General features: G+C 69.5%; 15 protein-coding genes. 6 read left to right on the top strand and 9 right to left on the bottom strand.

Going from position 1 to position 23,939, the window contains the following annotated elements:
- Nucleotides 1–119: 119 nt before the first annotated feature.
- Complete coding sequence (locus OV208_RS30550; RefSeq protein ID WP_267577470.1) at nt 120–3,137, top strand: ATP-binding protein; 3,018 nt, start codon at nt 120–122, stop codon at nt 3,135–3,137.
- Nucleotides 3,138–3,206: 69 nt separating this feature from the next.
- Here OV208_RS30550 and OV208_RS30555 read toward each other — a convergent pair whose 3' ends face one another.
- Together OV208_RS30555 and OV208_RS30560 are read right to left on the bottom strand one after the other, a co-directional pair.
- Entirely contained in the window at nt 3,207–5,270 is a 2,064-nt protein-coding gene (locus OV208_RS30555) for a M20/M25/M40 family metallo-hydrolase (RefSeq protein WP_267577471.1), read from the bottom strand.
- Nucleotides 5,271–5,600: 330 nt separating this feature from the next.
- On the bottom strand, nt 5,601–5,897 hold the full coding sequence (locus OV208_RS30560) for a hypothetical protein (RefSeq protein WP_267577472.1): 297 nt from the start codon (nt 5,895–5,897) through the stop codon (nt 5,601–5,603).
- A 225-nt stretch (nt 5,898–6,122) separates the two neighbouring features.
- On the opposite strand from OV208_RS30560, the gene OV208_RS30565 reads away from it, so the two are divergent.
- Nucleotides 6,123–6,359: a hypothetical protein gene (locus OV208_RS30565; RefSeq protein WP_267577473.1), complete on the top strand. Its 237-nt coding sequence runs from the start codon at nt 6,123–6,125 to the stop codon at nt 6,357–6,359.
- 68 nt (nt 6,360–6,427) lie between these two features.
- Here OV208_RS30565 and OV208_RS30570 read toward each other — a convergent pair whose 3' ends face one another.
- A complete protein-coding gene (locus tag OV208_RS30570) occupies nt 6,428–9,991 on the bottom strand; it encodes an endopeptidase (protein ID WP_267577474.1) in 3,564 nt (1,187 codons plus the stop codon).
- 222 nt (nt 9,992–10,213) lie between these two features.
- Nucleotides 10,214–11,713 carry an ArnT family glycosyltransferase gene (locus OV208_RS30575; RefSeq protein ID WP_267577475.1) on the bottom strand — a complete coding sequence of 500 codons (1,500 nt, stop codon included), beginning with the start codon at nt 11,711–11,713 and terminating at the stop codon, nt 10,214–10,216.
- Nucleotides 11,714–11,815: 102 nt separating this feature from the next.
- On the opposite strand from OV208_RS30575, the gene tesB reads away from it, so the two are divergent.
- Nucleotides 11,816–12,685, top strand: a complete 870-nt coding sequence (gene tesB, locus OV208_RS30580) for an acyl-CoA thioesterase II (RefSeq protein WP_267577476.1) — start codon at nt 11,816–11,818, stop codon at nt 12,683–12,685.
- 3 nt (nt 12,686–12,688) lie between these two features.
- Here the strand turns inward: tesB and OV208_RS30585 are convergent, their stop codons facing one another.
- Both OV208_RS30585 and OV208_RS30590 read right to left on the bottom strand, forming a co-directional pair.
- The gene (locus OV208_RS30585; RefSeq protein WP_267577477.1) at nt 12,689–13,249 is read right to left on the bottom strand and encodes a hypothetical protein; all 561 of its coding nucleotides are present in this window, start codon (nt 13,247–13,249) and stop codon (nt 12,689–12,691) included.
- A gap of 80 nt (nt 13,250–13,329) precedes the next feature.
- Nucleotides 13,330–14,547, bottom strand: a complete 1,218-nt coding sequence (locus OV208_RS30590; protein WP_267577478.1) for a heparin lyase I family protein — start codon at nt 14,545–14,547, stop codon at nt 13,330–13,332.
- Between the two features lie 621 nt (nt 14,548–15,168).
- Between OV208_RS30590 and OV208_RS30595 the strand changes: the two genes are divergently transcribed.
- Nucleotides 15,169–16,962, top strand: coding sequence for a sigma 54-interacting transcriptional regulator (locus OV208_RS30595; protein WP_267577479.1), 1,794 nt, complete (start codon nt 15,169–15,171; stop codon nt 16,960–16,962).
- A 10-nt stretch (nt 16,963–16,972) separates the two neighbouring features.
- Here OV208_RS30595 and OV208_RS30600 read toward each other — a convergent pair whose 3' ends face one another.
- Complete coding sequence (locus tag OV208_RS30600; RefSeq protein WP_267577480.1) at nt 16,973–18,343, bottom strand: hypothetical protein; 1,371 nt, start codon at nt 18,341–18,343, stop codon at nt 16,973–16,975.
- Nucleotides 18,344–18,807: 464 nt separating this feature from the next.
- Here OV208_RS30600 and OV208_RS30605 point away from each other — a divergent pair, with 464 nt between their 5' ends.
- Both OV208_RS30605 and OV208_RS30610 read left to right on the top strand, forming a co-directional pair.
- Complete coding sequence (locus OV208_RS30605; protein WP_267577481.1) at nt 18,808–19,524, top strand: class I SAM-dependent methyltransferase; 717 nt, start codon at nt 18,808–18,810, stop codon at nt 19,522–19,524.
- A gap of 12 nt (nt 19,525–19,536) precedes the next feature.
- Nucleotides 19,537–20,373, top strand: coding sequence for a ThiF family adenylyltransferase (locus OV208_RS30610; RefSeq protein WP_267577482.1), 837 nt, complete (start codon nt 19,537–19,539; stop codon nt 20,371–20,373).
- Nucleotides 20,374–20,488: 115 nt separating this feature from the next.
- Here OV208_RS30610 and OV208_RS30615 read toward each other — a convergent pair whose 3' ends face one another.
- Nucleotides 20,489–20,938 (bottom strand): DofA protein, encoded by a 450-nt coding sequence (locus OV208_RS30615; protein WP_120543485.1) that lies wholly within the window; start codon nt 20,936–20,938, stop codon nt 20,489–20,491.
- A 336-nt stretch (nt 20,939–21,274) separates the two neighbouring features.
- Nucleotides 21,275–23,782, bottom strand: a complete 2,508-nt coding sequence (locus tag OV208_RS30620) for an acylase (RefSeq protein ID WP_324291431.1) — start codon at nt 23,780–23,782, stop codon at nt 21,275–21,277.
- Between the last annotated feature and the right edge of the window lie 157 nt (nt 23,783–23,939).

Raw genomic sequence — 23,939 nt, forward strand, 5'->3', positions numbered from 1 at the left:
CGTGCATGCAGGCAGCGGGAAGGGTGCTCCGCTCCGGACGGATGGGCATTCTACCCGTGGGAAACCCCTGGGAGTCACCGTAGGAACCAGGACTGTGTGGATCCAGGAGCAAGGCTGAGATGAGTCAGGACATTCCCCCCGGCCCGGAGGGACTCTTCACGGGGAGCAGTCAGATGCACGCCCTGGTGCGTGCGCACGACTGGGCTTCGACGCCGGTGGGCCCCATCGCCTCGTGGCCGACGAGCCTCAAGGTGCTCGTGAAGACGCTGCTCGGGTCGCGCTACCCGATGATCCTCACGTGGGGTCCACAGCTCAGCCAGTTCTACAACGACGCGTATTCGGCGGTGATTGGCGACAAGCACCCGGGCGCGCTGGGCACGGACATCCGAGGCACGCTGGCGGAGGCGTGGGACGCGCTGGGCCCGCTGGTGATGGAGGCGATGACCACCGGCGTCGCAAGCTGGGTGCCCGCGATGAGGCTGTTCCTGGAGCGCAGCGGCTACCGGGAGGAGTCCTACTTCGACGTCAGCCACGCGCCCGCCTTCGACGACACGGGCGCCATTGGCGGCATGCTCGCGGTGTGCGCGGAGGTGACGCAGCAGGTGCTGAGCAGCCGCCGCATGCGGCTGTTGCGCGACCTGTCCGCCCAGGCGTCGGACACGCGCAGCGTCATGAAGACGTGCACGGATCTGGTGTCCGCCATGGCCGGACATCCGCTGGATGTGCCCTTCGCGCTGCTCTACCTGTGCTCGCGGGACGGCGGGACGCTGACGCTGTGTGGGGCCGTGGGCCTGGAGCGGGGCGGACCGCTGAGCCCTGAGACCCTCGCGCTGGACGGGGGCGGCGCGGATGCGGCGTTCTTCCTGCGCGCGCTCTCCGGCGAGCGGGTGCGCAGGGACGGCCTGGGGTCGGCGTTGTCCCTGCGGGGAGGCCCCTTCGGCGACGCCGTGGGGTCACTGCTCCTCCAGTCGCTCGCGGGGGCGGGCACGGCCGCGCCCCTGGGCGTGCTCGTCACGGGGCTGTCCCCCAACCGCGCGTTCGACGAAGGCCATGCTTCCTTCAGCGAACTGCTGGGCGCCCAGGTGGCGGTGGCGCTGCGCAACGCGCGGGCCTACGAGGAGGAGCGGCAGCGCGCCGAACAGCTCGCGGAGCTGGACCGGGCGAAGACTGCCTTCTTCCACAACATCTCCCACGAGTTCCGCACGCCGCTCACGCTGATGCTGGGGCCGCTGGAGGACGTGCTCGCGGGAGGCCCCTTGCCGGAAGCGATCCGGCATGAGCTGGAGGTGGTGCACCGCAACGCGGGGCGGCTGTTGCGGCTGGTGAACACGCTGCTGGACTTCAGCCGGCTGGAGGCGGGGCGCATCGACTCCAGCTTCGAGCCCACGGACCTGTCCGAACTTACACAGGACCTGGCCAGCCACTTCCGCTCGGCGGTGGAGCGCACGGGGCTCTCCTTCACGGTGGACTGTCCCCCGTTGCCGGAGCCCGTCTACGTGGACCGGAGGATGTGGGAAAAGGTTGTCTTCAACCTGCTGTCCAACGCGCTCAAGTTCACCTTCACGGGCTCGTTGTGCGTGCGGCTGACGGCCACCGAGGACGCCGTCGTCCTGCGCGTCCGCGACACCGGCACGGGCATCCCGGCTTCGGAGCTCCCGCACCTCTTCGAGCGCTTCCACCGCGTGCGCAACGCCCGGGGCCGCACCCATGAAGGCACCGGCATCGGGTTGGCGCTGGTGCGCGAGCTGGTGGCGCTTCACGGCGGGGACGTGAGGGTGGAGAGCGTGGAGGGCGAGGGCAGCACCTTCACCGTCCGCATCCCCCGGGGCTCTTCCCACCTGCCCGCCGAGCGCATCCTCGCCCCGCGCGAACAGGAGTCCACCGCCCAGGGCGTGCGCCCCTTCCTCCAGGAGGCCGAGCGCTGGTCGGACGCCGAACCCGCGCCCACGCGGCCGTCACCTCCGGAGCCGGGGGTGGGAGCGCTCCGGTCGCCCGTGCTGGTGGCGGAGCTGGGAGGGACGCACGCGCGGCCCCGCGTCCTGGTGGCGGACGACAACGCGGACATGCGCGAGTACGTGCAGCGCGTGCTGTCCCCGTCCTTCGACGTGGTGCTGGCGGCGGATGGTCAGGCCGCGCTGGATGCCGCGCACGCGAGCGTTCCGGATCTGGTGCTGACGGACGTGATGATGCCCCGGCTGGGTGGCTTCGGCCTGTTGCGCGCGCTGCGGGAGGTGCCGGCCACCCGCGCCGTCCCCGTGGTGATGCTGTCCGCTCGCGCGGGCGAGGAAGAAGCGGTGGAGGGGCTGGAGGCGGGCGCGGACGACTACCTGGTGAAGCCCTTCAGCGCCCGGGAGCTGGTGGCGCGCGTGCGCTCCATGCTGGAGCTTTCGCGCATGCGCCGCGAAGCCCTGCGCCAGGAACTGCTCGCCGCGTCGCTGCGCGAGCGCCTCCAGGCCCGCGATGACTTCCTCGCGGTGGCCAGCCACGAGCTCAAGACGCCGCTGGCCGCCTTCCGCCTCCACCTGGAGCGGCTGGAGCGCAGCCTGGGCGAGGACGCGCTGGGCCGCGCGAAGAGCCCGCTGGAGTCCGCGGGCCGTCAGGTGCAGCGGCTGCACGCGCTGATGGAGACGCTGCTGGACGTGTCCCAGCTCACCACGGGCCGGCTGGCGTTGGAGCTGAACGACGTGGACCTCACCTCCGTGGTGGGCAGCGCCGTGGCGCGCCTGCGCGCGGAGGTGGAGCGCATGGGCGTGACGGTGACGCTGGAGTCGGGGGCGCCGCTCGTCGGCCGGTACGACAGGCTGCGCATCGACCAGGTGGTGACGAACCTGCTGTCGAACGCGGCCCGCTACGGCCAGGGCCGCCCCATCTCCGTGCGCGTGGCCTCCGAGGACGGCACCGCGCGCGTCACCGTGCGCGACGAGGGCATTGGCATCCGTCCGGAGGACCGCGCGCGCATCTTCGAGCGCTTCGAGCGCGCGGTGTCCGGTCGCAACTACGGGGGCCTGGGCCTGGGGCTGTGGATTGCCCGGCAGGTGGTGGAGGCGCACGGCGGACGCATCTCCGTGGACAGCGAGCCGGGCCTGGGCGCGACCTTCGTGGTGGAGCTTCCCCTGGAGGGGCTCAAGGCCGCGTGACGAAGAAAGGGGGACCCGGGCACGCGGCCCAGGCCCCCCTCACGGAGACTTCACGTCACCGCGGGTGCATCACGGCGAGACGGTGAACACCAGGTCGTCGCGGTCGTTGTACTCGTTGGACACGCACGCGCTGGCGGGGCTGCCGCTGCCGTAGCGGAACTGCGCGCGCACGGCCTGGTTGGTGCCCGAGGGCAGCGTGTACGTGGCCGACAGCGTGGAGGCGCCCGCGGCCGTCGGCGTGATGGTGGTGATGAGCGTCCAGACCGGCGTCGTCGCGGCGGCGTTGGCCGTGTAGTACAGGTCCAGGCGATCCGACGACGGGCTGGCGTAGGCCCAGACCGTGGCCTCCACCTTCACCTGCTTGCCGGGGGCGAAGTTGCTGCCGTCCACGGTGGACACCTTGAGCGCGTCGTTGGACTCGTCGCTGTGGAAGGTGCCGCTGCTTCCGTCGATGCAGCTGCCCTTGAGCGTATTGGGCGCGCTCGTCTCCGCCGGGCTCATGGCCCCGCGGCCCTTGAACGCCGTGCCGCTGTCGCAGGTGGCGGCCACCGCGCTGCAACGCAGCGTCTTGTAGGTGGCGTCATACGTGCCGGACGTGGACACGTTCGACACCGTCGCCGTGGTGGTGCTGGTGGTGGTGGCGTTGCCCGCGCTGTCGGACGCCTTCGCCGCGAAGGTGTGGCTGCCGTTGGCCACCGTGCGGCTGTCCCACGCGAAGGTGTAGGGCGACGTGAAGGAGGTGCCCTTGATGGCGCCGTCCACGAAGAACTCCACCTTGTTGACGCCCACGTTGTCGCTGGCCGTCGCGGCCAGGTTCACCGTGCCCGTCACCGTGCCGCCGTTGGTCGGCGTGGTGAGCGTCACCGTGGGGGACTGCGTGTCCGTGGGCAGGCCGGGGATGGTGCCCTTGCCCAGCTCCGCCAGGTACGCGGCCGCGATGCGCGCGAACTTCATCGCGTTGTTGGCGTTGTTGCCGCTCTGGCCATCCGTGCTGTTGGCCAGCGTGTCGCTGGCCTTGTGGATGAAGGGATTGTCCTCGTTCATCTTCGCTTCGAACGGGATGGACGCCGGGTAGCCCGCGCTGGTCCACGACGCGTGGTCCGAGCAGCCGTAGCCGCACGTGATGTTGGCGCGCACGTAGCCCGTGTACGTGTCGATGAGGTTGCCGAGGAACGTGTTCTGCGCCGCGTTGGTGTTGTCCGTGACGAGCGTCACCTCCACCGCGGAGCCGCGGTAGTTGGTCATGTCCAGTTGGAGGACGCCCACCACGTTGGTGGCCGCCGCCTTGTGCGCCTGCGCGATGGCCTGCGAGCCCAGCAGGCCCACCTCCTCCGCCGCGTACGCCATGAACTTCACCGTGCGCGCCGGCTTGTAGCCCTTGGCCATCGCGACGCGGAACACCTCGGAGAGGGTGGCCACGCCGGAGGCGTCGTCATCCGCGCCCGGCGCCGTCGCCGTGGGACGGCTGGAGGACGCCACGTCGAGGTTGATGGAGTCCAGGTGGCCGCCAATCACCACCACCTCGCTGGGCAAGAGGGTGCCCGTGATGGTGGCGATGACGGAGGGCTGATCCCAGGTGGAGTGCGTGTACAACTGCACGCTCACGTCGCTGCGGCCCGCCGCGTAGGACAGCCACGTGTCCCGCAGCCAGTTGGATGCCTGCACGGAGCTCGCCGAACCCTTGTAGTAGCGGTTCGTGTAGCTGGACAGCTGCGTGATGGTGCTGCGCAGGCTGGCCTCCTGGAGGCCGGAGAACAGCGAGCTGACCACCGCCGCGTTGTCCAGCGTGTAGCTCACCAGCGACGGGTTGATGGCCGGCTGTACGGGCTGAAGCACCGCCAGCGCCGCCTCCTGCGTGTCGTGGGTGAGGAAGCCCGCGCAGCGGTGATACTTGTCGTGCATCAACTTGGACACGTCGCCCAGCTGCGACTCGTTCAGCTTGAGCACGCTCACGCCGTTGGCCTCACGCACCAGCGTGGGCGCGGACGTGCCGGAGGCGCGGAACGACGTGCGCAGGGCGTCCAGCGTCTCCGAACCCACCGAGATGTAGACCTCCTTCTCGCGCGCCTCCTGGGCGGATGCGGTGGCGCAGCACAGCGACAGGACGACGGGGGCCAACTTCTTGAAACGCATGTTCCGCTCCGATTTGCGGGCGAGGGCTCGCCCCGCGTGAACGCCACCCGTGCCCGGCTCCGGGGGAAAGGCAACTGAGGGAAGGCACGGTGAAAATCGCCCACGTCCAGGCCTGGACGCCTGCGTCCTGGACCCCGTGGGTTGGGAGCGCATCCTGGGGAAATCAAGACGGGGCCGTCAAGGCGGAGAGCAGCGTGAAACAGGATGAGACAGGCAAACCCGGGACGCCGGCCATGACGCACCCGGGCCACGCACGGACTCACGCGAAAACATTTCGCGGTGTCTCGGAAGTGGCGGGGTGAGGGGGAGGCGCCCGGGGGGCGCCGCGCATCAGGTCTGCAGATTCAACGACAGCGAACGACCGGCTTCGAAGCGGGGCTCCGACTTGAGCTTTTCCAGCACGCGCTCCGACGCGATGAGCGTCACCTGGGGCAGCATCCCCGGCTCGCTCATCCACTTCACCGCGCCCAACAGGTGCTGGGCCTTGATGAACTCCAGCACGGCGTGGTGGAAGGCCTTGCCCTCTTCCTGCCAGGACCGGGCCAGCACTTCCCTGCCGCGCCGCTCCGGCGAGCGACGTGCAGGAGGCCGCTCTTCGCGGGGCATGACGATGATTTCGATGAACATCGCGGCACCCTCCTGAAGGCACGAACAAGCGAAGCGGCGCGGACTATCGCATGAACCTGTGTCCGCCCGCTGCCACGTGCCCACCCTTTTGCGGAAGGTCTTTTCCGCTTTCGGGACTTACCGGGCACCCCCACCTTGACATGCTCGATTTGCGGGTTTGAAGCCTGGCCGTCTGCCATTTGTTGGACACGCAGAAAATAAGAATCACACCGAGGGAGGCTGACCATGGAGCTGCACCACGGCCGTTTGTTCGACCACGTCCACCTTCAGGTCCGGGACCTGGAGGCGAGCAAGCGCTTCTACAAGGCGGTGTTGGAGGTGATGGGTATCGCGGTGTTCAGCGAGAGCGAGCGCCAACAACATCGAGATGGTGTTCCACGGTCCGGCGAAGCGCTCGGCGCCATCGGTCGTCCTCCAATGGGGCTGAAAGCCCACCCCTTGAAGCAGCGCGTTGGCGGATGAAAACGACAGGGGCCCCCGGGATGACCCGGGAGCCCCTGGCGTGCGACGGGACTTCGCGCGGGTCGTGACTAACGCGCCGTCAAGGCGCGACCCTGGACCTGCTTCGCGGCCGGGCCCGAGGGGGACGCGGCCACCGGGGCCACGACGCCGAAGACCAGGTCGTCACGGTCGTTGTACGAACCGGACACGCAGGCGCTGGTGGCGGTGCTGTTGTAGCGGAACTGCGCGCGCACCGCGTGCTGGCCGGTGGTGCTGCCCACCGTCACCGGGATGGAGAACGTCCTCGCGCCCGCCGCGGTGCACGCCTGGGCGGTGGTGACGGCCGTCCACGTGGGCGTGGTGGTGTTCGTCGTGTAGTACAGGTCCAGCTGGTCCGACGTGCCGTAGCACCACACGGTGACGTCCACCGTCAGTTGCTTGCCCGGGGTGATGAGGCCCTGGTCCACCGTCTTGAGCGACACCCGGTCGATGCTCTCGTCCGTGTGGTAGCCGCCGGTGGAGCCGTCCGCGCACGTCGCGCCCAGCGTGTTGGGCTGGTTGGGCTCCGCGCCGTTGGACACGGCGCCGCGCCCGTTGACGAGCGTGGGGCCGGTGTCACAACCGCACACCGAACCGCAGGCGGGCGTGCGCAGGGTGGCGTTGTAGGTGGCGACCACGGGGGTGCAGACGTTGGTGGTGGTGAAGCTGGCCGCGGCGCTGTACGCGCTCGCGCCGCAGCTGTCCGTGGCGCGCGCGCGCCAGTAGTAGGTGGTGAGGTTGGACAGGCCGGGCGTCACGTTCCAGGCGCTGGAGCCCAGGGCGGTGGTGTTGCGCACCACGTTGGTGAACGCGCTGTCCGTCGCCACCTGCACGTCGTAGCCCGAAGCGCTCGCCACGTCCGACCAGTCCAGCGCCGGGGCCAGCGCGACGCCGGTGGCGCCGTTCGCGGGGGACGACAGGCCAGGCGCCGCCAGGGTGGCGCAACCTCGCGTGGTGAAGCTGCGCGCCGCGGACCAGCCGCTGGTGCCGCCGCACGAGTTGATCGCGCGCACGCGCCAGGAGTAGGCGGTGGTGGCCGACAGGCCGGGGGACACCGTCCAGGTGCTGGCGATGAGCGAGTTGGCGCTCCTCACCACGTTGGTGAACGCGCTGTCCGTCGCCACCTGCACCTCGTAGCCGGACACGCCCGTCACGTCCGCCCAGTCCAGCACCGCGAGCAGCTCCACGCCGGTGGCGCCGGAGGCGGGGGTGGACAGCGTGGGCGCGGTCGGCGCGGCGCAGGAGGGCGTGGTGCAGGTGCAGGTGCTCGCCTGTCCGAAGCACGCGTTGCTGCTCGCGGGCACGACGGAGTAGCAGTACTGCCGGCCGTTGGCGACCTCCGGATCCGTGTAGCTGGTGCCGGTGACGGTGGCCACGCGCGCCTTGCCGAAGTCACAGCCCGCGAAGCCCTCCGTCTTCATCACCCAGTACTGGCTGGCGCCCGCGGAGGCGGTCCACGACAGGCCCACCTGGCTGTCGCCGGGGGTGGCCGTGGCGACGGGGGCGGCGGTGGGGCCGGCCGCGCAGCCGCCGTTGGTGGGGGCGGGCGTGGAGCAGGCGATGTTGTGGCGGTTGTACGCCGCGTAGATGGCCGTCATGTGCGGAGTTCCGTCTGCCAGGTTGCCGTTGTCGTCGTCCGCGGCCAGCCACTGCATGTAGCCGTTGGTGGCGCCGCAGCCGTCGGACGTGCCGGCGGTGCAGTTGCAGGCGTGCCACGTGCCCACGTTTCCAGAGCCCTGGTAGAACAGCTTGTTGCCCAGCAGGAACGCGTCGTTGGAGGTGTAGTTGAAGGGCGCCGCGGTGAGGTCGCGCGTCACCAGGTCCCACGCCGCCTGACGCACGGGGGAAGCCGCGCAGTGGACCTGCTTGCTGCACGGGCCGCTGCCGGAGGAGCACATCTGGCAGGTGAAGTTCTGCGGCGTGGCCGGGATGTTCGGCGCGCTCGCCGCCCAGTCCGCGTCACGCACGCCGGAGCAGCGCAGGTTGCACCAGGACTTGCCGGCGACCTGGGCCTCCTGCTGGTTGTAGCCGGAGCCGTCCGGGGTGAGGCCGCAGCCGGTGTTCGTCGTCTGGAAGAAGCCGTAGCCCACGCAGGAGGTCTGCAGGCGCAGGATGGCCGCGATGTCCGCGTAGCCCTCGCTGGAGTTGGACAGCGAGCCGTTGGCGTCGAAGTCATCCATGCCGTGGCCCCACTCGTGGTCGAACACGGCGCCAATCTCACCGGTGTTCCGGCACCCGCCGCCGCTGCGGTAGAAGTTCACCGAGCTGCCGTTCCAGAACGCGTTGCACGTGCTGTTGATGTTCACGTTGGAGACGAGCTGGCCCTGCAGCCACGTGTTGGTGGGCAGCCAGCCGCGCGCCACTTCGGTGATCTTGTTCAGCTCGTAGAAGCTGGAGCGCGCCGCCGGGGTGTTGCCCGCGGAGGTGCCCGCGGGCACGGTGCAGTCGTGGTCGTTGTTCACGCCGCCCAGGTTGATGCTGCCCGTGGCGGAGCTCACGTTGATGGCGCCGCAGCTATCCGCGATCCTCACGTACTTGCCCGCGAGCGTCGTGGTGACGTTGCCGGCGCTGTAGTTGTAGATGCCCGCGCCGTCGGTGAAGTTGTTGGGAGACGCGAAGCCGGTGTTCGCCCACGGCATGGGGGAGTCCGCCTGCATCGTGCCGCACGTCGCGTTGGACGCGCACGTGCCCACGTTGGTGGACGGATAGACGCCGCCCTTCAGCTGCGCGTCGAAGTAGTGGTTGTCGTCCTCCATGGCCAGGACTTCGCCGGAGTTCGCGTCCACCGTCACCTTCCAGCGCTCGTTCTCACCGGGGTTGGAGAACCCGTAGCTCCACACCAGCGAGTGGCCGTAGCCCTGGCCGAACGCCGCGCCCGTGCGCGCGTACGGGGTGACCTCCAGCGTGGGCGCCTGCCAGAGGCTCGTCGGCGACAGCGACTGGCCCAGGAACGTGGCGCCCGCGGTCAGCGCCTGCGACGCCCCAAGCGTGGGCTTCACGTCGATGGCCACGTTGGCCCAGGACTCGGTGCCCAGGAGCACCAGGTTGCCGTGGCTGACGGTGGCCGCGATGCGCGCGTGGCGCACCGGCACGCCCCGCACCACCTGCGGGATGTGCACCTGCCACAGCGACTCCGTCACCGCCGTCACGCGCGGCGCACCCAACTGCATCAGGTCCACGCCGAGCGCGTCCTGGTTGTCCGCGATGAACTTGAAGACGAGCTCGCCCACCACCGACCCGTCCACGCTGCCCACCGAACGGCCCACGCCCTGGCGCACGTCGTTGAGCGTGACGGCGTTGCGGAAGCCGTCACCGGGGATGAGCGGGAAGCTGCCCTGGATGCCCGTGGCCGTGCCAGACAGCGGATCCAGGTACACCTGCACGTTGCCGCCGTTGCGGGCCAGGAAGCCCGCCCACTTGTCCGCGCCCACGCGCGGCATCAGCGTGCGTGCCTTCTCCAGCGGCACGTTCTGGATGGGCAGGTACAGGTCCGGCTTGAAGAACGCCTTCTTCGCCACCGCGCCCTGCTGCGCGGGTTGGGGGGGGGTGACCGCGTACGTCGTGGACGAGACCAGGAGGGCGAGACAACAGACTGCGGACCGCAGGGGGCGCATACACGTCTCCTCGGATGAAGCCGTCGGACGGGACCAACGGGCTCCGGGGCGGAGCGCTGTCTGCTCTAGTTCACAAGCTCCTTAAGATTGAATTGCGGCTATTCCTGAGTAAGGGACATTTTTGGAATCACCCATGACTCCAGGGCTTTGAAGTGTTCACTGGGAGTGACTTCGCTGTTGGAGCGTTTCAGCCCACTCGCAGTATTCCGCCGGAAGTCCTGCTCAGGGTTGGGGCCAGAGGCGGACGCGGTCATCCTGGATGAGCTTCCCGTTGCCAGTGTCGGTGCTGCCGCTGGCCATGAAGCGGCGGGGCACGTCGCGGGCGGCGAGGACGGCGGCTTCGACCCACAAGAGGAGCAGCAGCGCTCCGGCCACCACGGGCACCCGCCGGGCCACGCCAGCGTGGCGCTCCGTGAGCACCTTCAGGGGCAGCAGCAGCAGGGGAATCAGCGCGGGGAAGACGACGAGCAGTCCACGCGCGTAGCCGAAGAAGGCGAGGGTGACGAGCACCCGGTGCAGCACCACCAGCGACAGCAACCGGAACGGTGCGAACGCGGGCCGCAGGGACAGGAGCATCCCCGCCAGCAGCAGCGCGGCCAGCGGCCACTTGAGCCACGCCTCATCGGGAACGAACACGTCCACCGGGGCGCGCGCGCCCGTGAGGCCCCCGGGCACGTCCGACACGCCGACGCCAAGGCTCAGACCGTCCAGCCACAGGTCCAGCTTGGTCCACGCGAGCCGGGCCGCGTCGCCGGGCGCGGCCACCATCCACCGCAGCCCTTCCGCGTAGCCGTGCAGGAGCAGGCGCCGGTGTTCGGGGCGGGATGGATCCAACTGGCCGTTGAAGCCGCCCTGGTTGATGAGCGCCGGGGTGAAGCCGCCGGTGGCGCCCGCGTGGTTCGCCATCGCGAAGTTGAGCGGCCCGTACACGGTGACGGGCACCCACTCCGGCAGGGGCTCCAGGTGGGGCGCGCGGGCATTGAGTTCGCGCATCGTGTCCAGGTTGCGCACCGCGCCCGGCACCAGCACCAGGAGTGACACGGCCACCGCCACGCCCCAGCGCGCAAGCCATGGCACCAGGGGCCGCGTGCGCTCGCGCGCTGACCCCGCATACACGAACAGGAAGGGCCACAGGCCCAGGTGTTCGGCGCGGGTGAGGGTGCCCAATCCCATCACCCCGCCCAGGGCGACACTCGCGGGCCATGACAGTGTCTGGCTTCCCTTCAACACCAGCGCGCAGGTGAAACACAGCCACAGGGCCGACAATGTTTCATTGCTGTAGCTGGTGGAGAGCACCAGCCAGCCAAAGCTCGTGGCGTACAGCCCCGCGGCGACCCAGGCCCACGCCGGGCCCAGCAGCCGTCGCCACCAGCCCTGGCACAGGGCCACCGTGGCCGCGCCCAGGACGGCGAGCGCCAGCTTGTACGGCAGCGCGCTGCCCCGGGGCTCCCCCAGCAGCCGGTACAGGCCGCCGAGCAGCGCGGGGAACAGGGGCGGGTGATAGGGCAGGGCGGCCATGCCCTCCCGGCCCCGGGCGACGTCCAGCGCGGCGGTGTGGAAGAAGCGCGCGTCGCCCGCGAAGAAGACGGAGAAGGGCCAGTCCCGGTCCGGTGCGCCCCAGAGGTACAGCCCGCGCAGGAGCAGGCTCGCGGCGAAGGTGGCCGCAAGGGACCAGGCCCCCGGGTGTCGCCGGACGGCTTCGCGCAGGGAAGGCAGGCCCACGGGCTCCTCCGGAGGGGAAAGGCGCCGCACTCTACATTGGGCCGCGCGCACAGGCCGGGCGCTGGGATAGAGACGGGGTGCGTCAAACCGGGAGGACGACACATGAGTCGCGTGCTGGACGAGCTGTTGGGGCTCCTCAAGCTGGAGCCCATCGAGGAGAACCTGTTCCGTGGCGCAAGCCAGGACCTGGGGTTCCGCCAGCTCTTCGGAGGGCAGGTGCTGGGCCAGTCGGTATCGGCGGCCAGCCAGACGGTGGAGCCCGCCCGCACGGTGCATTCGCTGCACGGCTACTTCCTGCGGCCCGGGGACGCGGGGCTGCCCGTCGTCTACACGGTGGACCGGGTGCGCGACGGCGGTAGCTTCACCACCCGCCGCGTCGTCGCCATCCAGAAGGGCCAGCCCATCTTCACGCTGATGGCGTCCTTCCAGGCGGATGAACCCGGCCTCACGCACCAGGCCACCATGCCGGACGTGCCGCCCCCGGAGTCACTGCCCTCGGACATCGAGCTGTTGGGGCGCCACGCGGACCGGATGTCGGAGCGCCTGCGGGAGAAGTTCCTGTCTCCCAAGCCCATCGAGATGCGCCCGGTGACGTACGTGGACCCCTTCGAGCCCAACCCCGCGGAGCCGGTGAAGCACGTCTGGTTCCGCGCCGATGGGGACATGCCCGACGAGCCCCAGGTGCACCGCTGCGTGCTCGCGTACGCCAGCGACTTCAACCTGCTGGGCACCGCGCTCCAGCCGCACGCGGTGACGTTCCTGAGGCCCGACCTCCAGATGGCCAGCCTGGACCACGCGCTGTGGTTCCACGGCGACCTGAAGGTCAATGACTGGCTGCTCTACACGCTGGAGAGCCCCTGGGCGGGCAACGCCCGGGGTCTGGCGCGAGGCCACGTCTTCACCCGCGACGGGCGGCTTGTCGCCTCCGTGGCGCAGGAAGGGCTTTTGCGCCTGCGCCCGGCCGCGCGCTGACGCTCAGAACCGGAGGCGGTGGTCCGGCAGGCGGTCGAAGTCGATGCCGCCGCCGTCGCCCCCGTCCCCGTCGGTGGGGTCGAGGAGCAGCCCCAGCGTCACCACCGACGCGAGCACCGCGATGCCGATGCCGCCCGTGAGCAGCAGCGTCTTGCCCAGGCTGAACTCGCGCAGCCGGCCGTGGTCCACCTGGGCCATGGGCACGACGAGCGGGGCGGTGTCCGGCTTGAGCGGCACCCCCTGGAAGCGGGTGGCGTCCACGGCCACCTGGATGAAGCGCTGCTCCTCCGTCTGGAAGCGCGCGGCCTCCGGCTCCACCGGGGGGCCCACCAGCGCCAGCGGCGTGTCGGCGGTGAACTGGTGCGTCTCTCCGTCCACGTCCCGCACCGCGCGCCGGCGATCATTGGGCCGGTTGAGCATCACGTCGCCCAGCTCCCTCAGGATCGCCGCGTTGTCGTCCTTGAATCCATCCAGGCGCGTCAGCTCCGACCTGGGAATGGCATAGGTCGTCGTGCAGGACGACGACAGCAGGGACACGGCGATCAACACGGCGCACGGACGCATGGAGACGGCTCCTCCGGGGTGGGCCGCAAAGCCTATCCCGGTGCGTGCCCCGTCGCCTAACGGGGCACGCGGCCGGTGTTTCAGTTCAGCTGGTAGTTCGCGTTCAGCACGTCTTCCTTCGTGCGGCCCATCACCCAGCCGTCGTGGTAGACGACACCCACCGGCGCGATGGTGTCGTTCCGGTACAGGCCGATCTTCAGGTAGTTGAGCTGGCCGCTGTACTGCGTCGCGATGTTGCGCTTGGGCAGCACCAGGTTGCCGTCGTAGTACAGCTCCACGAAGCCCACGCTGGCGTTGGGCGACCACTTCACGTGGAAGACGAAGTCGTGCCACGCGTTGCGCACCAGCGGCGTCTTCCAGACGATGACGCCCGGGCTGCCGCCGATGTTGAGCCGCATCTCCTCCCCGTACACGTAGAACTCCACCGGGGGCGAACCGCAGCAGCCGGTATGGTGCCACTGGGTGAAGAGCTGCCACGTCTTGACGCTGGGGAAGTCCGACGGGAAGCGCGTGCTCCAGCGGTACCAGTATTCGGAGCCCGCCGCCTCGTGGGTCTGCTTGAAGATTTCATTGCGGTTGCCGCTGGAGTTGATGGGGTCATCGCCCTGGCGCACGGTGGCCTTGAGGGCGTAGCCGCCTTCGCGCACCGGCGAGGGAATCACCTGCAGCCGGTCCGAGCTGACCATCTGCGTGCCGTCCCACTGGTTGCGGTCGCCGGATTCGAAGTCGCCCCGCCAGATGATGCCGCCGGGCGTGGGCGTCGTCACGGTGCCGGCGCAGGGGCGCGCCTCCGCGATGCTGGCCCAGTCGTTGACGGTGTTGCCCTGCACGGTGACGCGCACCCGACGCGTGTTCAGCGAGGTGAACTTGTACGTCTCCGCCGCCGTCGTCGTCCCGGTGCTCTTGCCGCTGTACACCTGCGTGTACGTCATGCCGTCCGGTGACACCGACACGGTGAACGTGTTGGCGCGCGAGTTGCCCTGGTGCCAGGCGACGGAGATGGCGCCCACGGCCTTCGTGGAGCCCAGGTCGTAGTCGATCCACTGGCCCTTGCCGAGGCTGCTCCAGCGGGTGTCCAGCTTGTCGTCCATCGAATTGGTCGCGATGCTGCCGGTGCCGTCGTCGCCACTGGCCTTCACGCTGCTGGGTGTGAGCTGGGTGCAGCCGCTGGTGGTGAGGTCCTCGCCGGAGGTCGTCATCGACGGCGGGAGATCATCCAGGGGAGCGTCCTCCGGTGCACCGCAACCGACGGCGCCGAGGACGAACAACGTTTCAACCAGGAGGAGGGTTTTCTTCAAGGAGTGGCCCAGGGGGAAAGGACAGGCAAAGAGAAAGCCGCGCTCCGGCAGCGGAGACATGGGGCGCGACCAGGGAATGTCTGGCTTTACGGCGGGCAGTCCCCTTCCGCGCTCCGGGACCTGTTCGACAGGGCCGGGCTTGTGGAAGGGAAAAGACGGGGTGGCGTGTGTTCGTGCTCCATCCGGCAGCAGGGGGAAAGGCTGCCGTGTTCCAAGGTGATAATCGAAATAGCGAAGTTCTATTTCGGACACAAGTCGTGCCGTGCCCGCCTGCATGCCCAGCAGGTACGAAAGGGAAAGACAGACATCTGTTTCAGACGGCTGGGGTGGAATCCTTCAACCCCCCGCGAGGGGCGATACGGCGCGTCGCGTGGGATGCGCACCGGCGGAGCACGGGTGTTTTGCGGGGGAGCGCGCTGTGGTGCGGTGTGGGGGCCTGCACGCACGCGCCGGCCAGGGCATTTACGACCCGTGTCCAATTGCATCATGTCTCGGGGGCGGACCCTTTGCCGCCGACTTGCGATGACGGGAGAATCAGGCAGAACGCCCCTGTGGAATGCCCGTGGATTTCAAGGAAGCCCGCCGCACCGCGGACGTGAGGCCGGTCGAGTGACGCACCCCATGACGCGCCCCGTGTCCGCACAGGTCCTCCGGAGCGAGCGCAAACCGCTGTACGTGAAGGTCGTGACCCAGCCGGCGCTGCATGGCTGCTGGTCCGTGAACATCAGCGAGACGGGCATTGGCCTCATCGCCACGCCGCGCCGTCCGTCGGAGGGCCCGCACGAGAACGAGCCGGTGGAGCTGTCCTTCTCCCTGCCGGACACGGGCGCGTATGTGCGCGTGCACGGCACGGTGCGCTGGCGCCACGACACCGCGGGGGGCGCGGGCACCGTCGCCGCGCTGGGGGTGAGCTTCGGCGCCTTCGACGCGGCGGACGGGGTGAAGCTGGCGCGCTACCTGGCCACGTCGCACCTGCAGGTGGTGGCCGCCTACGCCAGCGACGACGAGTCGCGCGCGGTGCGTCAGGCCCTGGACGGCGTCGCGTCACCGCACTTCGCCGCCAACGCGGAGGACGTGCACGCGCTCTTGTCCCGGGGCGACATGGCCGCGCTGCTGGTGTGCGGCCAGGACGAGGCGCAGGCCCTGGCGCTGGTGGAGTCGCTGGCCGCGCTCCGGGCGGAGGTGGACCCGACGGGCGCGGGGCCGCCCAGCGACCTGGCCTCGCGCATCGTCTACTGCGCGCCCGCCGCCCCGGAGCGGCTGGTGGCGCTCTTCAACACCGGCCGCATCTACCGGGCGCTGGGCGCGTGGCCGGCTCCGGAGGTCCTCTGCGAGGCGGTGCTCCAGGCGGGGCGCGAGCACGGCTTCCGCACCGAACAATGGCGCATGGCGCTGGAATTGGAGCGCAACCTCCTGCGCGAGCGCGCGCTCGCGCAGGCCCCGGTGGGCGGCCCGGGCCGCACCGCGGAGGACGTGGGCTTCAGGAGCCCCGCCATGCAGCGGGTGATGGAGATGGTGCGCCTGGTGGCGCCCCACCGCGTGGCGGTGCTGCTCCAGGGTGAGACGGGAACTGGCAAGGAGGTGCTGGCGCGCATCCTCCACCGGCTCAGCGGCCGGGGCGACCTGCCGCTCGTGGTGCAGGACTGCGGCGCGCTCACGGAGACGCTGCTGGAAAGCGAGCTGTTCGGCCACGTGAAGGGGGCCTTCACCGGCGCGGTGTCGGACCACCCGGGCCTGTTCGTGCTCGCCAACGGCGGCACCATCTTCCTGGACGAAATCGAGAACACGACGCCCAACCTCCAGGCGAAGCTGTTGCGCGTGCTGGAGACGGGCGACGTGCGGCCGGTGGGCGGCACCCAGGTGCGCCACGTGGACGTGCGCGTCGTGGCCGCCAGCAACCGGGACCTGGGCGAGGAGGTGCGGACGGGCCGCTTCCGCGCGGACCTCTTCTACCGGCTCAACAGCTTCACCATCGACATCCCGCCCCTTCGCGAGCGCCCGGAGGACATCCCGGAGCTGGCGCGGGCGTTCGTGGAGCAGTTCAACCGCACCCTCAAGCGCTCCGCCACGGGCGTGGCCCCGGACGCGGACGAGGTGATGAACGGCTACGGGTGGCCCGGCAACGTGCGCGAGCTGCGCAACGTGGTGGAGCGCGCGGTGCTCCTGTCCCGGCCCGGGGAGATGCTCACCCGGCGCCTCTTGCCGCCCGCGCTCCTCAACAGCGCCGTGCCCCGGGCGGACCCCGCCGGGGACGGCTCCCTGCGCGCCCGGCTCCAGCAGGTGGAGCGCGAGCTCATCCGCGAGGCCCTGGAGCGCCACGGGGGCGTCCTGCGCCGCGCGGCCGTGGCGCTGGGCATGGACCCGGTGACGCTGGGCCGCAGGGCCCGGCGTCACGGGCTGTGGAATCCGGAGTAGGCCTTGCGCCTCAGTGCGCCTGCATCCACTGGAGCAGGGGCGTCCACACCCGAGCGCGCGCATCCCGGGCGAGGAACAGGTCGGCATGCCCGTAGTCCCGGGCGCGCTCGGCTTCCGGCCGGTTGCGCACGGTGTGCACGGTGACGTCGGTGCTGCCCAGCAGGCGCACGGAGTATTCGCCGTATCGCCCGACGCCGCCCGCCGCGCCCACGTACATCACCGGCACCTTCACGTCCTTCAGGTGGTCGTCATAGGGCACGTCCAGGCCGCACAGCTGCGCCTCCGTCTCCACCACCTCGTTGAGGCTCTGGTACGGCACCGCCAACTGGAGGTAGTCGAAGAGGGTGGGCTCCGGCGTGTAGGCCGTCTGGAAGGGCAGGCCCGCGGTGTCCGGGATGCCCGCCGCCAGGTGGTAGCCCGGCGTCAGCGGCTGCAGCGGCGCGAAGAGGGCGCCGGTGGCCCCGGCGGCGATGACGGCGAACTGCCGGTTGGTGGGCGGGGGCAGGCCCGCGAGCCCGGGCGCCGCGAGCGGGGAGGGCGCATTGGGCGCGGAGTCCGCCAACTGCCCGATGAGCCGCACCGGCGTGCCCGGCGCGGGCCCCAGCAGGCCTCCTTCCGTGCGTCCCTCGTTCCTCGCGGCCAGCAGCGCCGTGTACCGGTCGCACGCCCAGCCTCGCTGCTCCGCCGCTTCCGGCCCGAAGCGCAGCACCATGTCCATGGGGATGAAGCCGTCCACCCGCCGCAGGGCGCGCGGCTGCTGTGATTCCCCGTCCAGGTACGCGTACCCGATGGTCGCGCCCCGGCTCCAGCCGAGCAGGAACATCCGATCATCGCGGCCGCCCATCCCCGACAGCCGGCGCACGGTGTCCGCCAGCGCCAGGCCGGTGCCCAGGTCCTTCACGTGCGTGTCCAGGCGCCAGTTCGCCATGAACTGGAAGTTCGTCTCCGCCTCCGGCACGCCCACCCACCGCAGGTCCAGGCCCCACACGTCCACGTCGTGGCTGGCCAGGTACGCCGCCAGCGACTGGTCCGCGGGCATGGTGCTCACCCGCGTGTTGGTGAGGAACGCGGGCACGAAGCCCCACAGGTCCCCGTGCACCATGAACACCGCGCGCGTGCTGCGCGCTGGGAACCACGGGAAGGACTCGCGCACCACCCGGTGCACGGTGACGAAGTCGTACGCGCCCGTCCCCACGCGCACCTTCCACGTGTAGTGCGCCAGGCTGCCGCCCAGCGGCTCGCGCTTCGCCGTCAGTCCGGGCAGCCCCGCGGCCAGCAGGGACCGCGAAAGCGCCTGCGACTGGGCCACCTCATCCCGCGACACCGTCTGGAACTCCGCCGCCCCCGCTTCCGCGCGCAGTCCCAGGAACAACACCAGCACACACCAAAGGCTCGACAACCTACGCATACCGACCTCGACTCGCATGAGGGTCCCCCACGCAGAAAAGCGCCTGGGGCTGACATCGCCCCTTCGCTTCCGCTGCGAGGACTCCCTGAGCAGCTTCCGCGCCAGGGTTCAAACCCTTGATTTTATTGGTTCAGCCCCGCAGGGCATGATTCACCGCTGAAGGCCACCGGGGAATGCCCCCGACGCTCTCCGAGTGAAAAGCCGTCCCACGGGGCGTGCTTCGAATTTGAGACATGCGCACCACGAATGGCGCGGGACCTTTCTGACGGTGCCCACACCCGGCCGGCCCGCCAGGGTATGTCCGTTCATTCAATCCAACACATACATGTGAAACAGGCAAGTCCTGAATGGTAGGGGAAGACGGCGGGGCGATCGCGCGCGGGGCGGGGACGGGAGACAACACGGGTCTCACCCTGAGGTCCACCGAGGGAGCACCGATGCCCGAGTCCGTCTTTGTCGACAACATCTGGAACGATTTCGCGCACAGCTACGACGAGATGATTCCTGAGTTGCCGTGCTACCAGAGGCAGCTCGCGAAGATCCTCCGCGACACCCGGGAGCGCTCCTACGTCATCGACGCGGGCTGTGGCACGGGCCTGGTGGGCCTGCCGCTCGTCCAGCGCGGCCAGCGGGTCATCGGCTTCGACAACAACGCGGCCATGCTCCGGCTGGCGGCGCGGCGCCACGAGCGCGAAAGCGACGCCGTGCGCGCCCGCTGGACGCTGCTGCCGGGGGACGTGAGCTCCTTCCCGCTGGAGGTGGAGGAGGGCGCGGACGCGGTGGTGATGAACAACGTGCTCTTCTACGTGCGCGACCCGGAGGTGGTGCTGCTCGAGGCGTGGACGCACCTGAAGCCCGGCGGTGTGCTGTGCATGACGAGCAACAAGCGCCCCCGGCCGGACCTGGAGAAGGTGCTCACGAACTCCATCCAGGAGTGGCAGCAGGAAGGCCGTTGGAACGAAGGGCTCCAGCGCGCGGTGAAGCACCACCGCACGTGCGCCCAGCGGCTCACCACCGACCCCAACGAGATGGTCACCTTCCTGGACACCGACGCGGCGGTGCGCCTGCTGAAGAAGGTGGGCTTCACCGAGGCGCTGGTGGCCGACGGCGACGACTACTACGGCGAGAACTTCTACGTCTGCATGCGCAAGTAAGGAGCCACTGTCATGGTGAACCCCCGTTTCCAGCGCAACCTTGGTGTCCTCCACCCCCAGACGATGGACAAGCTGTCCTCCACCCACGTGCTCGTCGCGGGCGTGGGCGGCGCCGGCGGACAGTGCGCGGTGGACCTGGCCCGTCTGGGCTTCGGCTGTCTGACGCTCGCGGACTTCGACGTCTATGAGCGCCACAACATCAACCGGCAGATTGGCTGCTTCGAAAGCACCCTGGGCCAGCGCAAGGTGGACGTGGTGGAGCGCCTGTGCCGCGACATCCACCCGGACCTGCGCGTGCACAAAGTGCACGAAGGCATCACCGACGCCAACGTGGCGCAGGTGCTCTCCGGAGGCGGGGGCCTGCCCCCGGTGGACTACGTGGTGGAGGTCATCGACATCGCGGGCGCGAGGGCCAAGGAGTCGCTCCACCAGACGTGCCGCCAGCAGGGCATCCCCATCATGACCGGGCTGATGCTGGGCTTTGGCGCCGCGCTGCACGTCTTCCAGCCGGACGCGCCCCTCTACGAGGAGCTGTTCATCCTGCCGGATGGCCGCATCGACCTGCCGAAGATCATCCCGCACCTGGGCAGCTACATGCTCCAGGAGTACATGGACGCCTGCTACCAGGGAAAGGGCCACGCCCCCACCTGCGTGATTGGCGCCACCACCGCCGCGGGCCTGATGGTGAGTGAAATCATGCGCGGCGTGATGCTGGGGACGCGCGCGATGGTGTCCTGGCCCGAGTACCTCTACGTGGACCTCTTCGACCACCGCTACGTCCGGGGCTCGCTCGCCCCCGCGCGTCCCGCCGCCTCCGGGGAGGTGGCCGCCGCGCGCGCCCGGGGCTGAAGCCAGGCCCCGCGAGGGGCGCTCCTGCGTGCCGCCCTGGAGCTTCCCGGCCCCCGTGTCCCTTCCCGAAGCGTGGGAAGGGGCGCGGGGGCCTGGGTCTTTCAGGGAGCAGCGATTACAGCACCACGCCCCGCGTCCGCGCCTCGTTGACCACCTGGTTGCCATCCACGCCCAGCCGCCGCGCGATGAAGCCCGCCGCCCCATCCGCGTTCTTGTGCACGCGGATGAACTGGTCGTCGTACGTGCGCGTGACGATGAGCATCCCGGACACGATGACGCGCTGGAGGTTGTGCTGCAGCTCGTTGCCTTCGATGACGACGTGGATCTCCGAGAACAGCGACCGCGCGTCCGACAGCATGTTGGACAGGTGCCGGCGCTGCTCGCTGTTGGGCACCGCCGCCTTGGAGCCAGCGCTCGTCACCAGGATCATCGGCTGCTGGTGCTGCTGGTAGGCCGTCTGCATCTTCTGGAACACCGACTGGATTTCATCCGGCGTCGGTGGAGCATCCCAGCGCAGGAAGAAGACCTTGTCGATGACGTCTGTCTTGTAGACCGGAAGTGCCATGGCGTTCGCGACTCCTTCGTGACGGGCCCATCCCCCCGGGCCTGAGTGCCATCCTGCTCTTCACCCGCGGTCAAGAAACTAGCCCTGCGGGCCGACATTCTTGAGACGACACATCACGCCCTGCCTGACCGTGGCACCGACTGTGTCCTCGCCTCAAGGGCCCGGCGGATGTTTCCTGTTGGAAGGTGAACCCAGACGCCAGGGTCCCTGAGCCTGTCTGCTTATTCCGCCAGGCGTGGCATCTTCCAACGATGAGTAATCATGAAAACAAGAAGGCCCCGGGAGCACGGGGCTCCCGGGGCCTTCGTCCTGCTTCAGGCCATCCGCCGGTGGGGATTACCCGCCGGAGATGTTGGTCTCGACGAGGGCGGCGTCCGCGGAGATCTGCGCGTCCGTGAAGAGGATGGGCCGCCACTTCTTCTGGGAGAACAGCTGGGTCTGGTCAACGTAGTGGGGCGACTTCGGGTCACCGGACTCGCTGTACGTCAGCACCGCGTTGGCGGAAGGGCCGGCGTCGGTGAACTGCATGGCCATGACGAAGCTGCTGCCGTTGTTGATGGGGTAGCCCGCGTTGGACAGGCCCGTGTTGCCGCTGATGAGCGTGCCGCGCGTGGCGGAGTACTCGAACAGCGTGGTGCGGGTGACGCCGTAGGCGACGACGTTGGTGATGCCCTCGCGGCTCAGGCCGCCCTGGATGGGCACGCGGGCGCCGCTGCGCGCGGTGTACTGCACCTCGCCCAGCGTCTTGTCGAGCGCGATGCCGGACGCGTTGATGCTGGCCACGCCCTGCGCCAGCCGCACGAGCAGCGGGTCCTCGCCGGTCGCCGGCGCGGGCGTCAGCGTGTTGGGCGTGTTGACGGGGTCGGCCGGGTTGAAGGGCACGTCGAACAGGATGCCCTTGTTGAGCAGGCTGGAGGTGGGCACGGCGCCCAGGAACTCGCGGAACACGAACGCGCCCTTGGAGCTGGTGTCGTAGCGGCCATCCCACCCGGCGAGCAGCGTGCACGCCTGGCTGATGTCCACCTGCATGTTCTGGAACGGCACCGTCGTGCGGCCCGTGCAGCGGGCAGCGAGGCCTTCACGCGTCAGCTCCGCCATGCTGCTGCGGTTGCTGAACACCGCCGTCTTCAGCTCCTCCAGGCTGAACTTGCCGTCCGCGCCCGAAGCGCCCGTGGCGCTCTGCTCCGTGAGGGTGATGAGGTTCATGCGCGTGCGCGGCGACTGGGGCACCTTCTCCAGGCCGTGCAGCGGCGAGAAGCCCGTCAGGGGCTCGGCCGGGTTGGACAGCCAGAAGCTGTCGTTCGCGTTGAAGACGAAGTCGCGGCGGTCCAGCTTGGGCACCTTGGCGAAGGGCACGAGGCCGGGGCTGCGCGAGCCCGGCTCCACCTGCCACTCGTTGGCCGGATCGCTTCCGTTGAGGAGCACGAGGCCCATGGTGCTGTAGATGCCGTAGATGAGGCTCGTGGCGGAGGGCGTCCTGGCCTCGGTGAACCACTTCGTGTACGCGTCCTGGCTGAGGTTGGGCGTAGGCGTGGCGTCCGTGTACCAGGCGTTGCCCTCCTTGTCGGCGTACATCGTGTTCACCCAGGGCAGGCCCTGCCGGGTGGTGTAGACGTCCTTGAACTCGGCCAGGTTCTTCGCCTTGTTCATGCCGTGGAACTGGTCCAGGAACTGGGTGTTCTCGATGTTGGCGTCGCGGATGGTGAGCGCCGTCTGCGTGTTCCAGCCCAGCGTCCCCTTCGGGAGGCCCGGAGCGGCCGAGTCCGGAACGGCGATGATGGGGCCGTAGTGGCTGAAGTACATCGTCTGCTCGTAGTTCGTGAGCGACCCCTCCGGCAGCTTCACCAGGATGCGGAAGGTCTTGGACGTCATCGCGCGCTCTTCGGTGCCGTACTTGTAGGTGGTCGGCTTTCCGGGCACGAGGCTCAGCTGGTACACCGTCATGCGCTGGCCGGAGGAGAACGTGTGCGTCCACGCGACGTTCTCATTGAAGCCGATGAGCACCGCCGGCACGCCCATCAGGCCCACGCCATAGACATCCATCTGACCGGGCACGGTCAGATGGCTCTCCCACAGGCGCAGCTCGCCTTCCCAGGGGAAGTGCGGGTTGGCCATCACCATGCCCTTGCCATTGTCGGTGCGCTCGGCGCCCAGGGCCCAGCCGTTGCTGCCGAAGTCCGTCTGGCGCAGCTTCTGGAGGTCCTCCAGGCTGGGCATCTGGGGCCGCAGGCCAGCGTGCTTGTCCACGGCCTTCGCGCCCACGACGGGGGGCGTCGCCGCCGCGATGGTGAGCGCCAACTGGTTGATGCCGCCCACCAGCGTCAGGTCCAGGTCGTACGCCATCAGGTCCACGGCCGTGATGGGCTTGACCCAGGCCGCGTTGACGCAGTTGGCGGGAAGCTCCGCCTTGGGCGTCTCCGCCACGTACTTGTTGTAGCCGGCCACGTAGCCGTGAACCATCTGCTGCACTTCTTCCGACAGTTGCGGAAGGGTGGCTTCCGCGCGCGCGATCACCCCCAGCGACAGGTACGCCAGGTCGGAGCCCACGTAGGTGTTGCCGGGGCCCTGGCCCAGGTACTGGGCGCGCTCGCTGCGGACCTTGATGATCTGATCCGCCAGGGTACAGACATGGTCCTGGGCGAAGGCGTAGCCCTGGCCGAAGCCGAGGCTGCCGTAGTCATTGGCCGTGATGTGCGGGATGCCATACGACGTCCGGCGGATCTTCGCGGTGTACTTGGCGGGGGTGGGCTCGGGGGGGAGGGGCTCTTCGTCGTCACAGCCCGAGGCAACCAGCGCCAGCGACGTCAGGAGGGAAAGCGACCAACGGCGGGTCCGGAGAGACAACCGGGGCCCGCCGCGAAGGGAAAGAGTATCGGGGGTGTGCTCGAGCATGGCGGGCGGCAGACTAGGAAGGTGGAGATCGCCCGGTCAATGTTTCTGGGATTTGACTTTTTCACGAAACGGAAACGGCTGGAGGCACTGCGTCGCAGGTTTAGGAAAG

The sequence above is a fragment of the Corallococcus sp. bb12-1 genome, from assembly GCF_026626765.1.
GTDB classification, from domain to species: domain Bacteria; phylum Myxococcota; class Myxococcia; order Myxococcales; family Myxococcaceae; genus Corallococcus; species Corallococcus terminator.

Coding starts and splice junctions, on each gene's coding strand:
- OV208_RS30550 (WP_267577470.1), top strand. CDS start 120: ATGAGTCAGGACATTCCCCCCGGCCCGGAGGGACTCTTCACGGGGAGC.
- OV208_RS30555 (WP_267577471.1), bottom strand. CDS start 5,270: ATGCGTTTCAAGAAGTTGGCCCCCGTCGTCCTGTCGCTGTGCTGCGCC.
- OV208_RS30560 (WP_267577472.1), bottom strand. CDS start 5,897: ATGTTCATCGAAATCATCGTCATGCCCCGCGAAGAGCGGCCTCCTGCA.
- OV208_RS30565 (WP_267577473.1), top strand. CDS start 6,123: ATGGAGCTGCACCACGGCCGTTTGTTCGACCACGTCCACCTTCAGGTC.
- OV208_RS30570 (WP_267577474.1), bottom strand. CDS start 9,991: ATGCGCCCCCTGCGGTCCGCAGTCTGTTGTCTCGCCCTCCTGGTCTCG.
- tesB (WP_267577476.1), top strand. CDS start 11,816: ATGAGTCGCGTGCTGGACGAGCTGTTGGGGCTCCTCAAGCTGGAGCCC.
- OV208_RS30585 (WP_267577477.1), bottom strand. CDS start 13,249: ATGCGTCCGTGCGCCGTGTTGATCGCCGTGTCCCTGCTGTCGTCGTCC.
- OV208_RS30595 (WP_267577479.1), top strand. CDS start 15,169: ATGACGCGCCCCGTGTCCGCACAGGTCCTCCGGAGCGAGCGCAAACCG.
- OV208_RS30605 (WP_267577481.1), top strand. CDS start 18,808: ATGCCCGAGTCCGTCTTTGTCGACAACATCTGGAACGATTTCGCGCAC.
- OV208_RS30610 (WP_267577482.1), top strand. CDS start 19,537: ATGGTGAACCCCCGTTTCCAGCGCAACCTTGGTGTCCTCCACCCCCAG.
- OV208_RS30615 (WP_120543485.1), bottom strand. CDS start 20,938: ATGGCACTTCCGGTCTACAAGACAGACGTCATCGACAAGGTCTTCTTC.